Source organism: Rhodanobacter sp. FW510-R10 (genome assembly GCF_058781105.1).
The window spans coordinates 430,642-452,525 of the sequence record NZ_JBYSWL010000001.1; the positions used below are offsets into that span (position 1 = coordinate 430,642).

18 protein-coding genes and 2 pseudogenes are annotated in these 21,884 nt (G+C 65.7%); 7 read left to right on the forward strand and 13 right to left on the reverse strand.

What is annotated here, in order from left to right; translation table 11 throughout:
• The first annotated feature begins 97 nt into the window (after positions 1-97).
• Entirely contained in the window at positions 98-874 is a 777-nt protein-coding gene (locus tag AC3WJB_RS01735; RefSeq protein ID WP_492678099.1) for a hypothetical protein, read from the forward strand.
• A gap of 320 nt (positions 875-1,194) precedes the next feature.
• Here AC3WJB_RS01735 and merR read toward each other — a convergent pair whose 3' ends face one another.
• The gene (gene merR / locus AC3WJB_RS01740; RefSeq protein ID WP_492678101.1) at positions 1,195-1,635 is read right to left on the reverse strand and encodes a mercury resistance transcriptional regulator MerR; all 441 of its coding nucleotides are present in this window, start codon (positions 1,633-1,635) and stop codon (positions 1,195-1,197) included.
• Between the two features lie 302 nt (positions 1,636-1,937).
• Here merR and merA point away from each other — a divergent pair.
• The 4 genes and pseudogenes from merA to AC3WJB_RS01760 form a co-directional block, all read left to right on the forward strand.
• A pseudogene (gene merA / locus AC3WJB_RS01745) lies at positions 1,938-3,347 on the forward strand (mercury(II) reductase); the annotation flags it as partial.
• A 167-nt stretch (positions 3,348-3,514) separates the two neighbouring features.
• Positions 3,515-4,870 carry a dihydrolipoyl dehydrogenase family protein gene (locus AC3WJB_RS01750; protein WP_492678103.1) on the forward strand — a complete coding sequence of 452 codons (1,356 nt, stop codon included), beginning with the start codon at positions 3,515-3,517 and terminating at the stop codon, positions 4,868-4,870.
• A gap of 365 nt (positions 4,871-5,235) precedes the next feature.
• Complete coding sequence (locus AC3WJB_RS01755; protein ID WP_492678105.1) at positions 5,236-5,658, forward strand: DUF2231 domain-containing protein; 423 nt, start codon at positions 5,236-5,238, stop codon at positions 5,656-5,658.
• Complete coding sequence (locus AC3WJB_RS01760) at positions 5,655-7,013, forward strand: PQQ-dependent sugar dehydrogenase (protein ID WP_492678107.1); 1,359 nt, start codon at positions 5,655-5,657, stop codon at positions 7,011-7,013. Before AC3WJB_RS01755 ends, AC3WJB_RS01760 begins: the two co-directional genes overlap by 4 nt.
• A gap of 148 nt (positions 7,014-7,161) precedes the next feature.
• Here the strand turns inward: AC3WJB_RS01760 and AC3WJB_RS01765 are convergent, their stop codons facing one another.
• From AC3WJB_RS01765 to dtd, 6 genes and pseudogenes are all read right to left on the reverse strand, one after another.
• Positions 7,162-7,437 (reverse strand): type II toxin-antitoxin system RelE/ParE family toxin, encoded by a 276-nt coding sequence (locus AC3WJB_RS01765; protein ID WP_492678109.1) that lies wholly within the window; start codon positions 7,435-7,437, stop codon positions 7,162-7,164.
• Positions 7,434-7,688, reverse strand: a complete 255-nt coding sequence (locus tag AC3WJB_RS01770; RefSeq protein WP_492678111.1) for a hypothetical protein — start codon at positions 7,686-7,688, stop codon at positions 7,434-7,436. The genes AC3WJB_RS01765 and AC3WJB_RS01770 overlap by 4 nt, the downstream gene beginning before the upstream one ends.
• A 359-nt stretch (positions 7,689-8,047) precedes the next feature.
• Positions 8,048-8,536 carry a GIY-YIG nuclease family protein gene (locus AC3WJB_RS01775; protein WP_492683026.1) on the reverse strand — a complete coding sequence of 163 codons (489 nt, stop codon included), beginning with the start codon at positions 8,534-8,536 and terminating at the stop codon, positions 8,048-8,050.
• A 281-nt stretch (positions 8,537-8,817) separates the two neighbouring features.
• Positions 8,818-8,937, reverse strand: a pseudogene (locus tag AC3WJB_RS01780) (hypothetical protein); the annotation flags it as partial.
• 850 nt (positions 8,938-9,787) lie between these two features.
• Complete coding sequence (gene rpoD, locus AC3WJB_RS01785; protein WP_492678113.1) at positions 9,788-11,686, reverse strand: RNA polymerase sigma factor RpoD; 1,899 nt, start codon at positions 11,684-11,686, stop codon at positions 9,788-9,790.
• Between the two features lie 165 nt (positions 11,687-11,851).
• Complete coding sequence (dtd, locus tag AC3WJB_RS01790) at positions 11,852-12,292, reverse strand: D-aminoacyl-tRNA deacylase (RefSeq protein WP_492678115.1); 441 nt, start codon at positions 12,290-12,292, stop codon at positions 11,852-11,854.
• Between the two features lie 124 nt (positions 12,293-12,416).
• On the opposite strand from dtd, the gene AC3WJB_RS01795 reads away from it, so the two are divergent.
• On the forward strand, positions 12,417-13,328 hold the full coding sequence (locus AC3WJB_RS01795; RefSeq protein WP_492678117.1) for a lysophospholipid acyltransferase family protein: 912 nt from the start codon (positions 12,417-12,419) through the stop codon (positions 13,326-13,328).
• 37 nt (positions 13,329-13,365) lie between these two features.
• Here the strand turns inward: AC3WJB_RS01795 and AC3WJB_RS01800 are convergent, their stop codons facing one another.
• From AC3WJB_RS01800 to AC3WJB_RS01815, 4 genes are all read right to left on the reverse strand, one after another.
• The gene (locus AC3WJB_RS01800; RefSeq protein ID WP_492678119.1) at positions 13,366-13,692 is read right to left on the reverse strand and encodes a tetratricopeptide repeat protein; all 327 of its coding nucleotides are present in this window, start codon (positions 13,690-13,692) and stop codon (positions 13,366-13,368) included.
• The gene (locus AC3WJB_RS01805; protein WP_492678121.1) at positions 13,689-15,392 is read right to left on the reverse strand and encodes an ArnT family glycosyltransferase; all 1,704 of its coding nucleotides are present in this window, start codon (positions 15,390-15,392) and stop codon (positions 13,689-13,691) included. Before AC3WJB_RS01805 ends, AC3WJB_RS01800 begins: the two co-directional genes overlap by 4 nt.
• 147 nt (positions 15,393-15,539) lie before the next feature.
• Positions 15,540-16,571, reverse strand: a complete 1,032-nt coding sequence (locus AC3WJB_RS01810) for a CDP-glycerol glycerophosphotransferase family protein (protein WP_492678123.1) — start codon at positions 16,569-16,571, stop codon at positions 15,540-15,542.
• Positions 16,572-16,688: 117 nt separating this feature from the next.
• Positions 16,689-17,504, reverse strand: coding sequence for a glycosyltransferase family 2 protein (locus tag AC3WJB_RS01815; protein WP_492678125.1), 816 nt, complete (start codon positions 17,502-17,504; stop codon positions 16,689-16,691).
• A gap of 279 nt (positions 17,505-17,783) precedes the next feature.
• On the opposite strand from AC3WJB_RS01815, the gene AC3WJB_RS01820 reads away from it, so the two are divergent.
• Positions 17,784-18,761, forward strand: a complete 978-nt coding sequence (locus AC3WJB_RS01820; protein ID WP_492678127.1) for a glycosyltransferase — start codon at positions 17,784-17,786, stop codon at positions 18,759-18,761.
• Here AC3WJB_RS01820 and AC3WJB_RS01825 read toward each other — a convergent pair.
• Positions 18,738-19,979, reverse strand: coding sequence for an O-antigen ligase family protein (locus AC3WJB_RS01825; protein WP_492678129.1), 1,242 nt, complete (start codon positions 19,977-19,979; stop codon positions 18,738-18,740). The genes AC3WJB_RS01820 and AC3WJB_RS01825 overlap by 24 nt on opposite strands.
• Before the next feature lie 133 nt (positions 19,980-20,112).
• Positions 20,113-21,798 (reverse strand): ArnT family glycosyltransferase, encoded by a 1,686-nt coding sequence (locus AC3WJB_RS01830; protein ID WP_492683028.1) that lies wholly within the window; start codon positions 21,796-21,798, stop codon positions 20,113-20,115.
• Positions 21,799-21,884: the final 86 nt, after the last annotated feature.

Consider the following 21,884-nt stretch of genomic DNA (forward strand, 5'->3'; position numbering starts at 1 on the left):
AGGGGTTAATGCATCGGTATCTCCGAGCGTCGAGTGACGGGACACACCTCCAGTCACCCGTTCGGGTTTCCCGTTTCTCAAAACACAAGGAACGAAGATGAGGCAATACAAGGCGAATCGGCTGGCATTCTGGTCCATCGCCACGCTCGTCGGTTTCGGCGGCGCAGTTTCGGCACCGACCGCGGCCATCGCGGGTCCGGCTGACGTCATCTATTCACCGATCGTCGATTACCGCGAATGGGAGCTGGAATTGAAGGGCGGCATGTTCAATTGGGGCCATGGCGAGGAGGGCGAGCGTGCGGCCAAGCTGTCACTGGCCTATGGCATCGCGCCACGCTGGAAGACCGAGTTGGTGGCCGAGTATTCGCAGACGCCAGGCAGCGCCGCCCGCGTGGAGGAATACGAGCTCGAAAACGTCTTCCAGTTGACCGAGCACGGTGCGCACTGGCTCGATGCCGGCATCTTCGCCGAGTTTGCACACAACCGCCTGGAACACACCAACTCCCTGGTCGTCGGACCGATGTTCCAGAAGGAAATCGATCGATCGCAACTCAACCTCAATCTGTTCCTCGAGCGCCGCCTGAGCGCGTTGCCCGAAGATGAAGCCGACAGCGCCCGCAACGAAGTCAAGTACCAGGTGCAGTGGAAATACAACCTCCGCACCACTTTTCAGCCAGGGATTCAGGTATTCGGCTCGCTGGGCGACCCAGCCCACCTGCGGCCCGACAAGTTGAGCGTGGGGCCGGCATTCTTCGGTGTAGCCAATCTCGGCAATGCGAAAAAACTACGCTACAACGCGGCGATCCTGGCCGGGTTGACGCACGGTACTCCCGACACGACGATCCGCTTCCAACTGGAGTACGAGTTCTTCTGAGCCGCATGCGGCGAACAGTTCGCGGCGCTGCAGCCCGCAGCGCTCCTCGGGCAGGAGGAGCGCGACCACGCCGGGCGGATCCAGGCAGCGCCCCGGCGTTCGACGCCAGGACCGATGGCGTGAGGTGCACCTTGCACCTAGCACCTGGCGCTCGACCTCCACGGCAACCTCGCCGAAGCACCAGTGGCGTTGCGGGCGTGCTTCGATTTGCCCGCCCATTTCGACCCCGTTCACGCCGACCGACGCCAAGCCGTGCTGCCCGCAATCGACACAAAAACAACCGCGGGTTCTGCATGGCCGCCCTTGGATTCTTCCAGCCGTCACGTGGCCCGGCGTGACGCTGCCATGGGACGCGTCGCATCGAACAACGACGCGATGAGCGGGCACGACACGTTTCCCTTGCGCGCATGGCACGCCTTCACGAGCCCGGACAACGCCGTTTCCATGCGTGCCAGGCCGGCCAGCTTTTCCCGCACGCTGCGCAGCTTGAACTCGCCCAGCACGCCGGCTTCACGGCAATGCGTACCGTCTTCCAGGCGCAGCAGTTCGCCGATCTCGTCCAGGTTGAACCCCAGGGATTGGGCCGACTTCACGAAACGGAGTCGGGCGACATCGGCCGTGCCGTAGCGCCGAATGCCCCCATAGGGCTTGACCGGCTGCTGTAGTAGTCCCCGGCGTTGATAGAACCGGATCGTTTCCACATTGACGCCCGCTGCCTTGGCGAAGGCGCCAATGGTCAGGTCCTGCGACGAGGCACGCATGACGCTTGACTCCGTAGTCGACTACGGAAGTAGGGTTGTCGTGCCGAATGGAAATTGCAAGAGGCACTCATGACCAAACTCGATGGCAATAGCGGCACGTTGATGACGGCTCGCCTGGTGCCCCCCCCGCGCATTCACGTGCTGCCTCGATCCCTTTGCACCGCCCGGAGTGGACTACGTGGGCACGCCGACCGCGCAAGGATCGGCGGGAAAACGCGGCTGAGCGGATGACGATGGCCGATGCGCCGCCATGCGCTGGTCCCGGCTGCGTGCCGGAACGAGCTGTCGACGACCGCGAAACCGGCCGCCCCCGCGATCTGTTGCATATCGCAGTGATCGGCAGCGGTGGTGCCGCCATGGCCGCGGCGCTGAAGGCAACCGAGCAAGGCGCGCGGGTGACACTCATCGAGCGCAGTACCATTGGCGGCACCTGTGTCAATACCGGCTGCGTGCCGTCCAAGATCCTGATCCGCGCAGCGCACGTCGCCCACGTGCGGACGGCGAGTCCGTTCGACGACGGCATTTCCGCTGCAGCACCCCGCATTCTGCGCGAGCGCCTGCTGGCCCAGCAGCAAGCACGGGTGGAAGAGCTACGCCACACCAAGTACGAAGACATCCTGGCCGGCAACTCCGCGATTACCGTATGGCACGGCATGGCACGGTTCAAGGATACGAATACCTTGGCGGTACGGCTCGCCAGCGGCGGCGAGCGCACGCTGGCGTTCGACCGCTGCCTGGTCGCGACCGGCGCCAACGCCGCCGTGCCGCCGATCCCCGGCCTGCGGGACACGCCGTACTGGACTGCGGCCGAGGCCCTGGCGAGCGCCACGATTCCGCACCGGCTGGCGGTGATCGGCGCCTCGGTCATCTCGGCAGAATTAGCGCAAGCCTTCGCCCGGCTCGGCAGCCGGGTGACGATCTTGGCGCGCAGCACGCTGTTCTCGCGAGAGGATCCCGCCATCGGCGAAGCGATCACGGCGGCCTTCCGTGCCGAAGGGGTACGAGTGTTGGAGCAGGTACAAGCCAGCAAGGTGGCATATCGGGACGGCGAATTCGTGCTGACGACCCGACAAGGCGAGCTGCGCGCCGACCGGCTGCTTGTCGCAACCGGCCGGACGCCCAACACATGCGACCTCAACCTCGAGGCAGCCGGGGTGAAGGTGAACGAGCACGGTGCCATCCAAATCGATCCCGGCATGCACGCCAGCACCCCTGATATCCACGCCGCCGGCGACTGTACCGACCAGCCGCAGTTCGTCTACGTTGCAGCGGCCGCCGGCACCCGCGCCGCCATCAACATGACGGGCGGCGACGCCTCGCTCGACCTGACCGCGATGCCGGCGGTGGTGTTCACCGACCCGCAGGTCGCCACCGTGGGCTTGAGCGAGCAGGCAGCGCAGCGCGCCGGCTTCAAGACCGACAGCCGAACGCTCACGCTCGACAACGTACCGCGCGCCCTCGCCAACTTCGATACCCGGGGCTTCATCAAGCTGGTCGTCGAAGCACGCTCCGGCCGTTTGCTTGGCGTGCAGGCGGTCGCCGAGCAAGCCGGCGAGCTGATCCAGGCCGCGGCACTGGCGATCCGCGCCGGTATGACTGCGGAGGATCTGGCCGACCAGTTGTTCCCCTACCTCACCATGGTCGAGGGCCTGAAACTCGCTGCGCAAACCTTCCACAAGGACGTCCGGCAGCTCTCGTGTTGCGCCGGATGATCAAACTCACGTCGCCGGCACCTTGCACGCTTTACATTCCAGGGTATCGCCAAACAAGGCGATGCCTTTTCACGGCTGAATCGGGCGTGGGCTGAATTGCACAGTGCGACGGCCAACCATGGCGCGATCAAGATCGAATGACGGCAATGGGTTGTTGTGAGGAAATCATGAGCAACGGCAAAAGCTTCGACCTGATCGTGATCGGCGGCGGCACAGGTGGAAACGGTGTCGCCCGGACGGTCGCCCACGCCGGCTGGAGGGTCGCCAGCATCGACAGCCTGCCGTTCGGCGGCACCTGCGCGTTGCGCGGCTGCGATCCCAAGAAGATGCTGGTCGCGGTGACCGAAGGGGTCGAATGGGCCCGCAATCTTGGCGGCAAGGGGCTGGATGGCCGAGCCGCCGTCGACTGGCCGGCCATGCTCGCCTTCAAGCGTACGTTCACCGACGTGATGCCGGGCCGCATCGAGGGCGGGCTCGCGAAAGCCGGTGTTTCCGTGTTGCACGGTGAGGCGCGTTTCACCGGGCGTGACACGATCGAGCTGAATGGCGAGCCTTTGTCTGCCCGGTATTTTCATCTAGCCACCGGTGCCCGGCCGATGACGCTCGACATTCCCGGCGAGGAGCTGCTGGCCACCAGTACCGATTTCCTCGAGCTGCCCGGGCGACCGGACAGGGTCGTGTTCGTCGGCGGCGGATTCATCGCGATGGAATTTGCCCATGTCTCGAAGCGTGCGGGCGCACGCGAAGTGACGGTCCTGGAGATGACGAAACGGCCGCTTGACCATTTCGATCCCGACCTCGTCGAGATCCTTGTCGATGCAACTGCGGATCTCGGCATCGATCTGCGTACCGAGGCCAAAGTCCTGGGGGTCGAGAAGAAGGGAGCGGATTTCACGGTGACGTACGAGACGCCAAATGGAGTGAAAACCGTCCATTGCGACTTGGTCGTCCATGCGACCGGGCGCGTACCCAACGTCGATCACCTCAACCTGGAGCGCGCGGGCGTGGAGCATGGCCGCAGGGGCATCAAGGTCAGCCGCTTCATGCGCACCACCAACCCGACGATTTTCGCCGCGGGCGACTGCGCAGACAGCGGCCCGAACCTGACCCCTGTCTCCGCTTACGAAGGGCACGTCGCGGCCAAGAACCTGCTCGCCGGCAAGGACGAGCGCGAGGCGGACTACCCGCCGATCCCAAGTGTCGTGTTCACGCTGCCCGCACTGGCTTCTGTTGGATTGTCCGAAGCTGCCGCGCGTGACCAGGGACTCGATTTCGATACCCATTTTGAAAAAACAGCGGACTGGTACTCGTCGCTGCGGGTCGGCGCCAGGTACAGCGCCTACAAGGTCCTGGTCGAAAAAGGCAGCCGCAAAATCCTGGGCGCGCATCTCTTGGGCCCCGGCGCCGAGCAACAGATCAATCTCTTCGCCATGGCGATGAGCGCTGGCCTTGGCGCGAACAAGATCAAGGGCCTCATCTTCGCTTACCCCAGCTTTGCATCGGACATCAGTTCGATGGTCTGACGCGGCGCCCGAAAGGACCGCGCCCATCCATTTGGCGAGAGGTCGACCACCGCTCCTGCCACGGAAGACCCTGCGACCGCGTCGGCAAGCAGATCGTCACCCGGGTGCCGGCTGTCCAGGCCGTGCCTGCGCTCTTGCGGCGGCGCCTCATCAATCGGACACCTGGACACCATGCCGGAACGCCACATGGTCCTTGATCTCCCGCGCATCAGGTTTCGGATCCGGGTAACACCCGCTGGATGGATTGGTGGCGACACACGAAGGCGCCGATCGGCGCCGCGCGCAGTACCGAGGTTTTTGACGCTTCGGTGATAGTCACTGTTGTACCCTGCCGGGACACGCTTGCGCGCCTCCGGGAGGATGTCATGGCGGTCATCGTGGAACGGACACCCAACCTCTTTCATCCCCTCCACGCGGCGCTCGTGGCCGGGACGACGGCACTCTTCCTCGGCGCGTTGCTGAGCGACGTCGCCTATTTCCGCAGCTACGCCATCCAGTGGAACAACTTCTCGTCATGGCTGCTCGCCGGCGGCCTGGTCGTCGCTGCGTTCGCCTTGCTGGCCGCCATCGTCCGGCTGTTCCGCACACGATGGCGTGCGCGATCCGCCCTATACGCGCTGTTGCTGCTGGCGGCCTGGGTGCTCGGCTTCATTGACGCACTGGTGCATGCCCGGGATGCCTTCGCTACCATGCCCACCAGCCTGGTGCTGTCCGTGATCGTGGTGGTGCTTGCCGGGGCGGCCTTGATGGTTACCCTCGTGGGTGGGCGCACCGGAGGTGTGTCGTGAAGCGCCTGGAGCTGTTGGCAGGCGCTGCGCTCGGGGTCGTGCTGGGCGGTTGTGGCGGCAGCCCCAGCCCGGAGCAGTACGGCGCCAATCCTGAGCTTCCGGCCCAGCAACGCGGCCTGCTGCCCGACATGGTGATTGCCAAGCCGGCCGCCTGGGGCGACCGGCTGCCGGCGGTGCCGGCGGGCTACAGCATCAAGGCGATTGCCACCGGCCTGCGCATCCCGCGCCAGACCCTGGTGCTCCCCAACGGCGACATCCTGGTCGCCGAAGGCCGCGGCGGCAACGAGGCGAAGCTGAAACCGAAGGACGTGATTGCCGGCTACATCAAGGCCAAGGGCACGAGCCCGGTCAAGGGCGGCAATCGCCTGACCCTGTTGCGCGACGCCGACGGCGACGGCAATTACGAGTTGAAGACGGTCTTTGCCAAGGACCTCAATGCGCCCTACGGCCTCGCGCTGATCGGGGACACGCTGTACGTCGCCGACCAGGATGCGCTGCTGAAATTCCACTACCGCGTCGGCCAGACCCAGGCCGACGGCCCCCCGGTCAAGGTCACCGACCTGCCCTCGGCCATCAACCACCACTGGACCAAAGCGCTGGCCGCGAGTGCTGATGGCCGCTTCCTCTACGTCGGCATTGGTTCCAACAGCAACATCACCGAGCGCGGCATGACTGCCGAAGTCGAGCGCGCCAGGATCTGGCAGGTCGACCCGCAGACCGGCATGCATCGCGCCTACGCCACCGGCGTGCGCAATCCCACGGCGCTCGCGGTTCAGCCAGGCACCGGCACGCTGTGGGCCGTGGCCAATGAGCGCGACGAACTCGGCCCCGACCTGGTCCCCGACTACCTCACCTCGGTACGTGAAGGCGGTTTCTACGGCTGGCCCTGGAGCTATTGGGGCCAGCATGTCGATCCGCGCGTACGCCCGCAAAATCCGGCCATGGTCGCCAAGGCGATCGCCCCGGACTACAGCCTCGGCTCGCATGTGGCGGCGCTCGGTGTCGCCTTCTCCGCGCCGACGATGGGCGCGCAGTTTGCCGATGGCGTGTTCGTCGGCGAGCACGGCAGCTGGAACCGGCCCGAGCCGGTCGGCTACAAAGTGGTGTTCGTGCCGTTCCGCGACGGCCATCCCGCCGGCAGGCCGATCGACTTCGTCACCGGCTTCCGCGGCGAGGACGGCCTGACCCGCGGCCGCCCCGTCGGCGTCACCGTCGACCCGCGCGGCGCGCTGATCGTCGCCGACGACCTGTCGAACACGATCTGGCGCGTGACCCCGAACATCCCAGCCGCCGCCGTCCAGCCGGCTCCATCCGCCACTTCTGGCGCCGCGCCCGCCACCTCCATCGGCAACTGAGCTGGACCTGGCGCGGCGCCGGGGCAGCCAGACCGCATCGGGCCGACCGGTGCAGATCTCCGTCCGGCGCTACACGCCAACGGGCGTGCGGATGTCGTCCTTGAAATGGATTTCCGTATGCCGGCTCATGCTTCCCCTTGCGCCGCGCTCAATACACCACGTCGTGGTCACCCACGTTGATCGGCACGATCTGGTTCTCGCGTATCACCATCTCGATGGTAATCCGGTACGAGAGGTTGATCGAAACCGAATGCAGGCCCTTGAGCCGACCGACCAGCGCGTGCAGCCGCAGTGAAGGATGATGCGGATTGGCCTGCAACAGCAACAGGGTCTTGCGGTATTGCTCGCGCTGCTGCGGGTGGCGTTTCAGGAACTGCGCCGCACGGCGGTTGTACTGGTCGGTGAAGACCAGCGTCCAGCTCACAGCTTCGCCAGCCGCTTCATGTGCGCTTCCACCGATTCCTTGACGAAGCGGCCAGAGGCAATATCCGCCTGGCTTTCGGCCAGCGCGGCCGCCAGCTCGCACTCGCGCAGGTAGCGGTAGTGCTCGATATCCATCACCACGAAGCGGTCCTTGCCCCGAACCGACACCATCGCTTCGGGTGCGTCTCCGAGTGCTTCCGCGATCGCGGAGACACCCTGCGTTTTCAGGTTGTTGGCACTGATCGAGCCCATGGCGGAAAGCCCTCTCTCAACGTACGGATGATCGTACCACAAATAGTACGGTTATTCGTGCGGTCAACACCATCTCGAAATCCGTCGGTGAGCGCGATTCAGGATGGACATTCTGACGAGAGCCGTGAACGGCAAAAAGACCGCAGCCGGCTGGAGCGCAATTTCCGCGATTGGTGGCGCTAACTTGAAGTTCCGCGCATGAGAGTGGTCAACGACCGCCCTGCGCACCGAATCCTGGCGCCGAAAGTTAGTTCCCAAGCGCTTCGACTTCATCAAGTTGCGCGCACTATTGAGTGCGCATGGCGCAAGCGGGAGAGCGCTCAGTAGACGGCGCTTCAGCGGGCCTGATCGGGGTTTGGCTACGCGGTTCGCACGACCAAGCGGGCAATCTTGGGATCGTAAGTTGCATCGATGATCGTGCCGTTGCGGATGCGTTCGACAGCTTCGTCGACGGCAGACAGCGGGACCAGGAACCATTCGCGCGGTTTGACCGACTGACCGAATCGATCCTGGATGGTGAGGTCAAGTTGGGCGGGCGCGAAGACGCGATGCAGTAGGTTTTCCAGTTTGACCCGGTTGATCCCCGACAGCTTGTAGGTCGCCACGATCTCGACGCCAGCCAGCAGATAGGTCGCATCGTGCTCGGCATTTGCGGTTCGCGTTTCGACCTTGCCCCCGTTACGCCGATCTTGTGGATCAGGTCGCGGTGCTCGGCCACGTAGGGGCTTTCCGACAGGCTGCGCAGCACATAGATGGTGCCACTTTCCGCATCCCCGTCTTCCATTTCGCCGCCAAATAGAGGACCTTCGTCGGTGCCCGTCAGCCGGCGCCCCGTTTCGTCCTTGTATAGCGCCCGCTGCAGTGAGCGCATCAGCAAGTCACTCTCGGTGCCATTGGAGTAGATCACCCGCAGGCGGGCGTCTGGCGTGCCGTTGGGGGTTTTGGTTTCTTCGCCCTTTTCGGCCACGTACACCATTTGGCCGCTGAGTACGAAAAAAGCGCCGACGTTCACACCGGCTTCCTGCCCGAATCGAAGACTCTTGCGCACGCCGGATTGCAGCTCTCGCTCCGCGCGCTCGAACACCCCAGCGTACTTGTCGCTGACGTACTTGATGAACAGCAGCACCGGCACGTAGTCCTTGTACTGGCTGGCGTCCATGCCCCCGCGCAGCGCGTTGCACAAGGCCCAGAGGGACGAGTAGAGCTCGGATTTCTTGATGGCCGTGGGACGGTTCGACCTGTCCCGCATCGATCGGGCAGGCAAAGGAAAATGGTGGGCCCACCAGGACTCGAACCTGGAACCAAGGGATTCGCGTGATCCGGAGATTTCCCCCCGGCGCGGACTATCTCTTCACCCTTCGCATGGCGTTCGTGCGAGTGGGGTGCGGGACGCTCTTGCCTGTGATGAAGGGCACTCAAGCCCTCAGGTAGTCTCTGCACCTTCCGCCGGTGTACCGGCGGCTTGGCTCAGGGTTGCCACCGGCCGCATTCGCGCCGCTGAGGTTTCCCTGAATTCATCCCGTTCCCGTCCACGTATTCCTGCGTGGCGGCACCTTTCGATGAGTCCCCTGCTCTAACCATTGAGCTATAGGCCCGTCCGCACATGGTAACAACACGCACGCCCCAAGCTGCTCGCACGTGCGCTATGGATTATGCTCGAAGTATGCAATCCAAACTGACTTGCGTGGTTTGTGGCGCCGTCCTGGAAGGCAGGCAGCGCAGGTTCTGCTCCCGAATTTGCAAAAACCGGGACACCAATGTTCGACACCAGAACTATTCCAACCAGCAATCGCGCGGCTTGATGCGCAAGCGACAGTTCGTGGGCAAAGCGGGAGGACGTTGCTCACGATGCGGCTATGAGGCAAACCTTGCTGCACTCAACTGGCATCACTGCAATCCGTCATGCAAATCCTTCAATCTCGACCTGCGCGCGTTTTCAAATCGGAGTCTGGCGGAGATCGAAAGTGAAGTGGCGAAGTGCACCCTGCTCTGCGCCAACTGCCACGCTGAGACACATCACCCCGAAATGGCGCGAGAGCCAAAAAGCCAGCCGCCAAGTACATGACCGCCGTCATAGATGACACTAGAGCAACCCCACGTTATTCGACGTCGAGGAAGGAGCGGAGCTGTTCGGAGCGGCTGGGGTGGCGCAGCTTGCGCAGGGCCTTGGCCTCGATCTGGCGGATGCGCTCGCGGGTGACGTCGAACTGCTTGCCGACTTCCTCGAGGGTGTGGTCGGTGTTCATGTCGATGCCGAAGCGCATGCGCAGCACCTTCGCCTCGCGCGGGGTCAGCCCGGCAAGCACGTCGCGCACGGTTTCCATGAGGCCGGTGTCGGTCGCCGAATCCACCGGCGAGCTGGCATTGCCGTCCTCGATGAAATCGCCCAGGTGCGAATCCTCGTCGTCGCCAATCGGGGTCTCCATGGAGATCGGCTCCTTGGCGATCTTGAGCACCTTGCGGATCTTGTCCTCGGGCATCTCCATGGCCTTGGCCAGCTCTTCCGGCGTCGCCTCGCGCCCGTACTGCTGGAGCATCTGGCGGCTGATCCGGTTCAGCTTGTTGATTGTCTCGATCATGTGCACCGGAATGCGGATGGTGCGCGCCTGGTCGGCGATCGAGCGCGTGATCGCCTGGCGGATCCACCAGGTCGCGTACGTGCTGAACTTGTAGCCGCGGCGGTATTCGAACTTGTCCACCGCCTTCATCAGGCCGATGTTGCCTTCCTGGATGAGGTCCAGGAACTGCAGGCCACGGTTGGTGTATTTCTTGGCGATGGAGATCACCAGGCGCAGGTTCGCCTCGACCATCTCCTTCTTGGCCCGGCGCGCGCGCGCCTCGCCACTGGCCATGGCGCGGTTGATTTCCTTGATGTCCGTGAGCGGCAGGAACAGCTTGCGCTCGATCGCGGCGAGCTTCTCCTGTTCGGCATCGATCGCCTCGCGGTGGGCCTTGAGCGCCGGCGTCCACTTCTGGCGCTTGCGGCTGAGCTCGGCGGCCCATTCCGGGTTGCCCTCGTTGCTGGGGAAACTCTTGATGAATTCGGCCTTGGGCATCTTCACCTGCTTGACGCAGATGTTCATCAGCGCGCGCTCGTGGTGGCGGATGTTGTTCACCACTTCGCGCAGGCGGCGCACGAAGCCGTCGATCAGCGCCGACGGCAGCTTGAGTTTCAGGAACTCCTCGGCCATCTGGTCGCGCAGCTTGACGATCTTCTTGTCGGTAATGCTGGTGGCCTTGGGCGCGGCCTTCTGGAACTTCGCGTAGTAGTCGCGCAGGAGCTCCATGCGGCGCTTGACTTCCTCCGGATCCGGACCGGAAGAGGCAGCCTCCTCATCCTCGGAGCTGTCGTCCTCTTCGCCCTCGTCCTCGTCGCCGTCTTCATCGTCGGCTTCCCCTTCGGGACGCAGCGCCGCAATCGCCTCCTTTTCCTTGCGCGCAATCTCGGCTTCCTTGCGCGCCAGGTCCGCGGCTTCCTCCAGGTCGAGGAAGCCAGCCAGGATTTCGCTCAGGCGGCGCTTGCCGTCCAGGTGCTGGTCGTATTCCTCGAGCAGCAACTCGATGGTCAGCGGGAAGCTGGCCAACGCGGTCTGCACCTGGCTCAGGCCTTCCTCGATGCGCTTGGCAATGACGATCTCGCCCTCGCGCGTGAGCAACTCGACGGTGCCCATCTCGCGCATGTACATGCGCACGGGGTCCGTGGTGCGCCCGACCTCGGCGTCCACGGCCGAAAGCAGCGCGACGGCCTCTTCGGCGGCAGCATCGTCGTCGCCGGCACCGGCGCCGTCGGCCAGCGTGTCAGCATCAGGCGCAGCATCCTGCACCTCGATGCCGACGCCCTTGAGCACGGCCATGATGTCTTCGATCTGCTCGGGGTCGACGACGTCGTCAGGCAGGTGGTCGTTGATCTCGGCGTAGGTGAGGTAACCCTGCTCCAGGCCTTTGGCGATCAGCGCCTTGATCTCGGACTGTTGCTCGTTGGGGGCTCTGCTATTCATCAACCGATCACCACAGGGTGCAAGAACCGGGCAGTGTAGCTGAAGTGGAGCCGCGCCGGCCGGTTTTCAAGAAAAAAGGCCATGCCTGGAAGATACGTAAACGTATGCCTGGCAACGGATTCGCGGCACGCAGCCTTGCCGCCCACAGCGACGGCCAGCCAGCGTTCATTTCACCTCCAGGCGGAAGGTCACCGGGCCGTCGTTCACCAGGTGCACCGTCATATGGGCGCCAAAACGCCCGGTTTCCACCGGGGTGTACTCGGCGCGGGCCAACTCGAGCAGCCGCCCGAACCAGACACGCGCGTACTCCGGGCTGGCGGCCGACGTGAAGCTTGGGCGCAGGCCGGAGCGGGTGTCGGCGGCCAAGGTGAACTGGCTGACCAGCAGCAGCCCCCCGGCGACATCCTTGAGCGACCGATTCATGCGCCCTGCCGCATCCGCAAACACGCGGTAGGCAAGAAGTTTCTGCAACATGCGCGCAGTCTGCGTCTCGCCGTCGTCGGGCTCCACCGCCACCAGGGCCAACAGGCCGGGGCCGATCGCGCCGACGACGGCGCCGTCGACCTCGACGCGGGCGGACGTGACGCGCTGGATCAGGGCAATCATGCGGGGGCCACGATCGGGAAGCGCAAATCTTAAGTCGGGAAGTACGGCCAAGAAAAGCGCGTCGCAGCAACATGCCCGGCGCACGCTTCGCATCCGTGTCGGGCACTCGCTTACACTTCCGGCCATGCGCGCTGACGTTTATCTCTTTTATTGGTCGATGCGCCTGCTCTCCTGGCTGCCGTTGCGCGCGCTGCAGGCCCTGGGGGCCGGCATGGGCGGGCTGATGCTGTGGCGCCGGTCCAAGTCCGCCCGGCACATGGCTGCCAACCTGCGCATCGTGCGGCCGGATGACTCTGCCGCGGAACATCGCCGCCTGCTGCGGGCCGTGGCCAGGGAGAGCGGCAAGTCGGCATGGGAGATCATCAAGATCTGGGGCGGCGGGGCCGGGCGCGCGCTCCGCCTGGTGCGGGAAGTCCGTGGCGAGCCGCTGCTCGACGCGGCCCTGGCCAAGGGCAGCGGCGTGATCATCGCCGCCCCGCATCTTGGCTGCTGGGAAGTACTCAACTACTGGCTGTGCCGCAAGACGCCGATGGCCATCCTGTATCGGCCACCGCGCATTGCCGCGCTCGAGGCCTTGCTGCGCAAGGTGCGGGGGGCGCTGGCCCCCGCGCAGGTGCGTGCCGACGGCGCCGGGGTGCGCCAGCTCTACAAGCGCCTGGGCCAGGGCGGCACGGTGGGCATCCTCCCGGACCAGAAGCCACGCGAGGGCGAAGGCCGCTTTGCGCCATTCTTCGGCCGCGAGGCGCTCACCATGGTGTTGCTGCCGCGCCTGGCCGCACGTACCGGCGCGACCGTGCTCTACGCGTTTGCCGAGCGCCTGCCGCGCGGCGCCGGCTACCGCATCCATATCCTACCGGCGCCGGAAGGCATCGCCGACGCCGACCTCGACCGCGCCTGCGCGGCGCTCAACCGCGGCGTGCAGGATTGCGTCGAGCTCGCTTTCACCCAATACCAGTGGCAGTACAAGCGCTATTCGGCGCCGGGCCGACCCAGCCCCTACGACACGAAACCGGGGCCAGAGTGCACTTTCGATTGAGCAGTCGTCATGTGCCACCGGCACCGTCGTCGAAAGTTCACTCCGACTCCGGCTTCAGACGGCGCAGGAAGACCGTCATTTCCTTTTGCGCCTGGCGGTCGCCGCGCCTATCGGCCACGGCCACGCCCTGGCGCCAGGCCGCGGCGGCATCGACCGGCCGGCCCGCAGCCAGGCAGGCACGACCCAGCTGCTTCCAGGCGGCGGAATACATCGGGTCGAACGCCAGTGCACGATGCAGCTCATCGATTGCCGCGGGGAGCTCGCCTGCGTTGCGCAGCGCCTCGCCCAGGGCAAAGCGCAGCAGCGCGCCATCGCGCGGCCCACCGCACTGCCGGCGCAAGCGCTCGATCGAGGGCGAGCTCATTGCTGCGCGCGACCGACCGGCGCGCCGGTGTAGATGATTGTCGGCTGTCGCGGCTCGTCCGGCGCCCGCCCGGCGTGCAGGTCGGCCAAGGCCTTCGCTTGCCACACCACGATCCAGCCCGAACGGAACGGCTGCACCAACAGCGCATAGCGCAGGTCATTGGCGCCCAGGCGATCCGGGTGGGTGATAACCAACGCATCCGCATGCCGGTGGGCAAAGTTCTGCAAGGCCTGGCCCGCGACCAGCTCGCGGACTGGATGGGTGAGCCGGGCGGCAAAATTGAACTGCCCCTCGTAGTTGCCGAGATAGGCAACGACCTGGCCGCGCCGATCAGCCTCATGCACCAGGCGCGATGTCGGCGCCAGGTTGTAGCGCGGCCACACGGTCAGGGTGAACAGCGTGTTCAAGGCCAAGGCCCCGACCAGGCCGGCAACCGCCAGCCGGCGCATTTCGCCGCGGCCACGCAACAGCAGCAGGATGCCGAGCAACAGGAACACCATGCCGAAATTGCGGCTGTAGGGCGCGACGGCCTCCAGCCATTCGCCATGCACGCGGTGGGCGGAGGCGAGCCACGGCAAGACGAACAGGAACAATCCAAAGCCGATGCCGCCCACCCCGAGCGGCCAGGTACCCAGCCAGGCGGTGCCGGCCAGCGCCAGTTGCCGTTCGCGCAACACGGCCAGGGCTCCGGCCAGGAGCAACACCATGCCGCCGAGTTCCGGCAACGGGTAATACAGCTGCTTGCCACTGATGAGCGAAAACGCCAGCAACACCGGAACCACCCAGCACAACGCAAAACGCAGGCCTGGCTCCAGCGGACGCCGCAGCGCCGCGAGCGCCACCCACGCGCGCGGCCAGCCGCTGAAGGGAAACAGCAGCACGGGCAATGCCAGCAGATACCAGTACCATGGCCGGGCGTGCACGAACGCGGTCACCACGCGGCCCGCGGTCTGGGTAAAGAACAGGCGGTGGCGATACGCTTCGCCCCCACTCCAGCCAGCCGGCAGCGCCCAGGCCAACAGGACCGCGAAGCCCAGGAGCAGGGCCAGCGCACCGCGCCCATACCAGCGCAACCGATGGTCCCGCGCCCAGTCGCTCCACAGCGGACCAAGCAGCCACGGGAACGCCACATGCAGCAGCATCACCGGGCCCTTGGTCAGCAGGCCCAGGCCGACGCACAGGCCAAACAGCCACCAGCGCGGCTCGGCACGATCGGCCCGAGGCACCAGGCACAGCAGGGCCGCGAGCGTCCATACCGCCAGCAGCACGTCGTACATGATCTGCAGGCCGAACAGGAATCCGAATCCGAGCGCCAGCAGCATCCACGGCCCGGCCCGCGCGACCCAGGGCCGCGCGGGAAACAGGCGCCGCGCCAACACCATCAGCAGCACGAGTTCGGCGGCGCCAAAGAGCACCTCGAGGACGCGCGGCCAGACATCGCTGACGCCAAAGGCGAGCCAACCCGCATGGATCAGCCAGAACAACAGCGGCGCCTTTTCGCTGTAGGGAGCGCCATTGATGTGCGGCACCAGCCAATGGCCATGCGCCCACATGTCCCAGGCCACGGCCAAGGTGCGGGTCGAATACAGCGGCATCGGCCCATGCGAAAAGATCGCGATGAGCGCCACGCCCATCCAGAGTGGCAACCACGGCCAGACCGAGCGCAGGTGTTGGTAGCGGCTGTAGGGACTGAGCGGCAAACGGAAACCCCCGCGGGCGTTGGTGACGAACTAGCCTAGCCGAATACGTAGCACCCACGCCGCAGGGGCGCAGACGGCACAAGCAAAACCGCCTGCCCGCCGACCGGATCTTCGTCGCCCCCGGGGCGACTGCGGCCACCCAAGGCGCTAAACCGGTCCCCAGTAGCCGATGCGGCGGCGGATCTTGAACTTGCGCCAGAGGTTCCATGGCTTGCGCCGTCTGTTCCTGGCGCCGGCGGCAATGAAGCGGTCAATGGCGTCAAGCACGCGCTCGCTGGAACGGCCGTCGCGCCAGGGGTGAATCGCATCGCCGTAGGCACGAATGGCTTCGAGCAATTCCGGCGGGCGGTGCAGCGCGCGTTCGATCGCGCCCTCGAACTGCCCTGGCTCCTGGATGTCGATCAGTTGTGGTCCTGGGCGGCGATTCTTGAACGTCACCACCGGCTTGCCAGTCAGCAGGAACTCATTCAAGGCCGACGAGGTGTCCGAACACATCATGTCCACCTGCCCGAACAGGTCGAGGATGTTGTCGTCGTGCGCGAAGCGCAGATGTTCGTTCTGCAACGCCTCGTAGCGTGCGCGCGTGCCAGGGCTCATCTTGGGGTGGAAAGTGACGATCCAGCGCCAGCGGCCGTCCCGGGACAGGCGCTTCACCTCGTCGTACAAAATCTCCGCCGCACTCCATGCCGGCGAGAACGTCGAGTGGTACAGGATCACCGGCGGCTTGCGCACCGGGGGCAGCGGCCCGGCGATGCTGCGCAGGAACGGGTCGAGCTTGGGCCACCCGGTCTCGATCACGGAAAAATGCCCAAGCCGCCCGGCCAGCGCCTGGAACTGCACGGTATCGCGCGGCCCAGTCGTGCAATACAGATCGAAGAAGCCGCGGATATAGATGTGCCGCGGCTTCCCGGCATCAAAGCCGTGGAAGGTCTCGACCTTCACCCCGGGGAAAAAATGCGGCACCGCATTGCTGGGCGTGATGACGGCGCGCGCATTCCACGCGCGGACTTCGGCCACGCTGAGCAGACGTTCGCCCGCCACCAGGTCCTCGGCGCCGGGACCGTCGAAAAACCAGGCGGCCTCGGCTCCGCGTGCGCGGATCGCCGCCTGCACCGGGCGCAGGATCGCCAGCGCGTAACGCTCTGAGCCGTACAAGAGATAGCGCGGCGGCTTGTCCACGTTTGTCACCGGCGACCCGCCCGCTCATGCGGCGCGCGCGAGGCACACCATGATCCGGCTTGCGGCCACCTCCGCTCTATGGCACGCGGGGCAAGCCACGCGGCGCGCGGCGACCACTCAAGGTTCAATGGCATGCTGTTCCAACGCACGTGCGGCGGCGCCGACCGAATCCGGGTTGTGCACCATCTCGTAATAGCGCAGGCGCTTGTACAGCGCGTAATTGGCGGCCGTCCAGGCAATGATGAAACCACGCCAGCCATCCAGGCATGCGAGGCGCACAAAATAATCCTTAAGGAACGCCAGGACAAACACCCCCGGTGCCTGCCACATGCGCACGTCCCGGCCCCGCTCGCGCCAGTCCAGGCACTTCAGCTCGGCATAGCGCAGGACCTTGAGCTGCTTGTGCACCAGGGTGGGATTGTTGGCGTGTTCAAACGGTTGCCGCAGCGTCGGCGCGGCGCCGCTGAAAACCAGGCTCTCATGAACCCGCGCGTCGCTCCAGCGGGCCCGTCCGCGGTGGTAGAGGCGGGCCAGCTTTTCACCCATTGCCGGGCGATACCAGCGCATGGGCGCGCCCATGAAGATAGTGCGTCGGCGCAGGCAGGCTGCGGCAATGGCGCTGTCCATCAGCGCGGGCAGACGTGCCTCGAGCTCGGCAATGAGTCCCGGGCTCAGGTATTCGTCCGCATCGAGGGCAAGAATCCAGTCATGCATGCACTGGGCACTGGCGAAATTGCGCTGTGCACCGAAACCCGGCCACGGGTTGTGCACCACGCGCGCGCCGTGGGCCTCGGCAATAGCCACCGTGGCGTCCTCGCTGCCGCTGTCCACCACCAGTTTTTCCGCCGCAAACGGCACGCTGTCCAGGCAACGGGCGATGGTCGGTGCTTCATTGCGGGTGATGACGACCAGACTCAACGGCAGGGTGCGCATGCGCAGGATTCTAGCCGATCAGGCCGATCCGGCCTTGGCCTTCGGCCCTGTCCCCCTGCACGGACACAATGCGAGAAAAACACTGTGAACCAGGTATACTAGGCCACAGACGTGAACGGTACGTGCATACCCCGTCACGAAACCGCACATTGGGGATGGCAACGTTCCTTTTGGGGGAACAAACGTGTACGCAGTCCAGGTGATGGCCACGTTGCCGGCAGTGCCGCACGGGCATGGCACCCGCCATCGGGTTTCGGCTGGCCGCACGGGGGCCGCGTGATGTTGTTCGAACCGGGCATCTCGCCGCGCAACATGCGCATCAGCGTCGCGGTCATCACCTACAACTGGCCACAGGCATTGGAGCTGGTGCTGCGTGCGCTGGCCGCACAAACCGAACTGCCGCTCGAGGTGATCGTCACCGACGATGGTTCGCAAGCCGCCACGCGCGACTGCCTGCTGCGGCTGGCGCCGGATTATCCGACGCGCCTGGTGCATCTGTGGCAGCCTGACCAGGGAGCGCGCATGAGCCGCGCGCGCAATCGCGCCATTGCCGCGGCACAGGGCGACTACGTGATCCTGCTGGACGGCGACATGGTGGTCGAGCGCCACTTCATTGCCGACCACCGGGCATTTGCGCGTCGCGGCTATTTCGTACAGGGCTCGCGGGTGCTGAGCAGTTCAGCGCTCACCGCGCAGATGCTGGCGCAAGCACGCTCGCCCTCGATGCCGCACTTCTTCTCGCACGGCATCGAACGCCGCCGCCATACCTTGCGCCTGCCGCCGCTGGCCTACTGGAGCACGCGTCCAGGCATGCGCCAAGGCGGCATCAAGAGTTGCAATATGGCGTTCTGGCGCGACGATCTGCTGCGCGTCAACGGTTTCAACGAAGCGATGACCGGCTGGGGCCGCGAGGACACCGAGCTGGCCGTGCGCGCGTTCCATACCGGACTGTTGCGCCGGGACGTGCGTTTCTGCGCGCTGGCCACGCACCTGTACCACCCCACGCGCAAGCATGGCGGGCCAAGCAATCCAAACGACCACATCCTGCAGGCCACGCGCGACCAAGGCCTGCTGCGCTGCCGGGACGGCGTGGCGCAACACCTGGCTGAATTCGCCCGTCCACCGCTGGACCTGCGCGCCCTGGGCATCATGCCGCGGCCGCTTGCCCGGCCACTGCCAGCGGCGTCCGGGTGGAACGTGGTGGCGACGGCACTCCCTCGTCCCCGCGTCGCCTCAGTTGGCGGCGAGCGCCAGTGAGCGCCGGTGGCCGATCGACAGCGCCATGCCGAGCACCACGAAAAAGTAGAACGACAACGGCATGACCCGGTAGAACACGCTTTCGGTCAGTGCGCACAGCATGTACAGGATGATCACCGCGACGCCGGCGCACGCCGGCACATGCACGGCCGGGTCGGCATCGCGGACGCCCCGCGCAAAATAGCCCAGCGGCAGCAGGAACGTCGCCAGCAATCCCAATAGGCCCGGCGCCCCGACGCTGGCGGCGGCGTCCAAGTACCCATTGTGCGGCTGGTTGTAGCGCCCGATCGCTGGGCTGCTGCGTCCGGCGGCAATTTCCCGTTGGACATACTGGTGAAAGTTGCCGATGCCGATACCGGCCCAGGGATGCTCGCGCACGGCGCGCCCGGCAGCGCGCCACATGTCCAGACGCTCGTGGATCGCGGTGTGCACGTCGTGCTGGTGCTCACCATAGGTGGCCACGGCCGGTCCGATCGAGGCGAATCGCTCCGACAGCTCGTCATGCGTGGCGTAGGTCGCCACCGTCGCTCCGACGACAATGCCGAGGAGGGCCAGCATCACCAGGCGCCAACGCCCGGTCCGTCGCGCATGCCAGACGAACAGGAACACCAACGCCGGGATATACGCCAGCAACGGTCCGCGACTTTGGGTCAGCAACGCGCCGTACACGGACAGGCCCGCAGCCACCAGCAGCACGACGCGCTCGGCCAGGCTGGTCCGCGCGCCCAACAGGCGCGACAGGGCGAGCAGCGACAAACCCAGCAACACGGTGGCAAATTCAATCGAGGCCGAAGGGCCACCGTTCAATCCATACGTCCGGTCGATGCCCTGGACATAGTGCTGGTCCAGGCATACGACGCCCAGCACCAGCGCACACACGCCAAAGCCGCCCCACAACAGCGGCAGCTTCAAGGCCCGGGTAAATGCCGCGGCAATCAAGAGATACAGCAGCACGTGGGCCGCTCGGTCCACCGGCCGCCAACCCAGCCGATGCCATAACACGTTGCCGACGATGCAGGCAAAGAACACCAGCGCCGCCAGCACCACCGGCCAGGCCTGCCGATAACTGCGCCGCGTTGACGCACTGCTGACGATGAACCAGATGCCCGCACCGAGCAGCATGGCCGGAACGAGGACTTTGAGGCGGTGATCGATCGACACCGTCAACGGGATGCCCGCCAGCAACACCGAGAGTGCCACGGGTTGCCACGACTTCAATACGGCTTGCACAGTGGGCCTTGGACAGTGGGGTAAGCCGGCGGCAACCTGCCGATACCGCTGGCCGGGATCGATGCACCGCGCGGCGGTGAGTCTAAGGATAGCTGCCTCCATCCAGGATGAACGGCATGGCTCAGCCCTCGTCCTCGACCTGTGCCGGGGCACCCACCTGCGGAACACAGCCGGGCATCACGGCCGGCAGCTGGAACATCCACCAGTCACGACGATTGGCGAGGCCGATGAAACGCGCCTGCCGGCGATCGATACACGAGCCCATGGCCGCTGCGCGGATGAACACCCAACGCCGCGCCGGGTCGGCCTGGAGCCACCGCACCGCCTGCGCATATTGCTCGGGCCACGGCTGCAGGAAACCAAACTCCGCGCTCGGACCCGCCAGCATCAGCAGGTTCTGCTCCTTCCATGCCACCAGGCCGATCGGCGAGTGCGGCCCGGCCAACGCCCGCGCCTCGTCCATCACGGCACCGGCCGAGCGCCCGGCATTCAGCAGCGGGTAGCCCCACAACCCATACAGCGACCAGAGCGCAGCGGCAAACAACAGCCAGCCCAGCGCGGCACGGCGTATGCGCGTCGCGGCCACGATGCCCAAGCCAAGCAGACCGATCGCCAAAAACAGCCACCAGACACGTGGATCGAGCGCCTCACCAATGCGCACGGCCCAGCGCGGATGGCGCGTCAAGGCCAGCAGCGCCGCTGCGGTGAGTACCGTGCCGAGGAGCAAGCTCAGGGCGAACAACGCACGGCGCACGCCGACCCGGCGCAGCAAGCCGGGCAAGAGCGGCGTCAGCGCCAGGGCCAGCATCGGCAGGGCCGGCAGGATATACACATCGCGCTTGCCCGGGCTGAGCGAGAAGAACACGAGCAGCAGCGCCACCCAACCCAGCAGCAGCCATTGGCGCCCGTCACCTCGGCGCAGTCGCCGCCACCAGGCCGGCAGGGCCCAGGGCAGGAGCAGCGAGAGCGGGAGCCAGTCCACGATGATGATGCCGAGGAAATACAGCGGCGAATGCAGATGGCCACTGGGTGCGGCATAGCGCTGGACCGTCTGCCCGAACAGGATTTCGCGCACGTAGACGGCGTGTTGCGGATCACCATCGGCCCGGGCGACCAGCAGCATGGGCAGCAACCAGGCCAGCACCGGCAGGAGGAAGGCAACGAGCCCGAGGGCCCAGCGCCAGCCGCCGGGAAACGATGCCAGGTTGGCCGTGCCGCGCCAGCGCGCCAGCGCAAAAGGCACCAGCATCAGCAGCGCCAGCACGCCAACGCCCTTGGTAATCACCCCCAGCCCGGCCGCGAGACAACCGACGGCAAACCAGCGCCATGCCGGGCCAAGCAACAGGTGGCGCAGGAGCCCGTAATTGGCCAGCGTCATCCAGCCGACCAGCAGCGGGTCGATCTGCGCATTGCGCATCTGGTAGGTGAAATGGATCGTCAGCAGCAAGCCTGCCGTGGCCAGCCAGGCGCTGCGGTGGTTCCACAGCCGGCGCCCCAGGTCGTAGACCAGGGCCAGCGTGCCCAACCCGGCCAGCAGCGAAGGCAGCAGGAACGCCACGCGCCACTCCCGGGTCAGGAGGTAGGCCCCGGCCTGCAACCACATGAACAGCGGCGGCTTGTCGGCATACAGCTCGCTGCCGCGATGCGGGAACAGCCAGTACCCGTGCTCCACCATCGCCCGCGCCACCAGCGCAAAGCGCGGTTCGTCCGAAGGCCAGGGATCGCGCAAACCCATGCCCAGCCCAAGCAGCAGCAAGGCAAAAACACCGAGCAGCAGCACTTCCAGGCGCGCGCTCGAGAGCCACAGAGGCCGAGCCGTCGACCACGACCGGGGGGTCTTCACGCAAGCCGCTTCCATTGACCAGACACCGCTGCAAGCATAGCCGGCGCGGT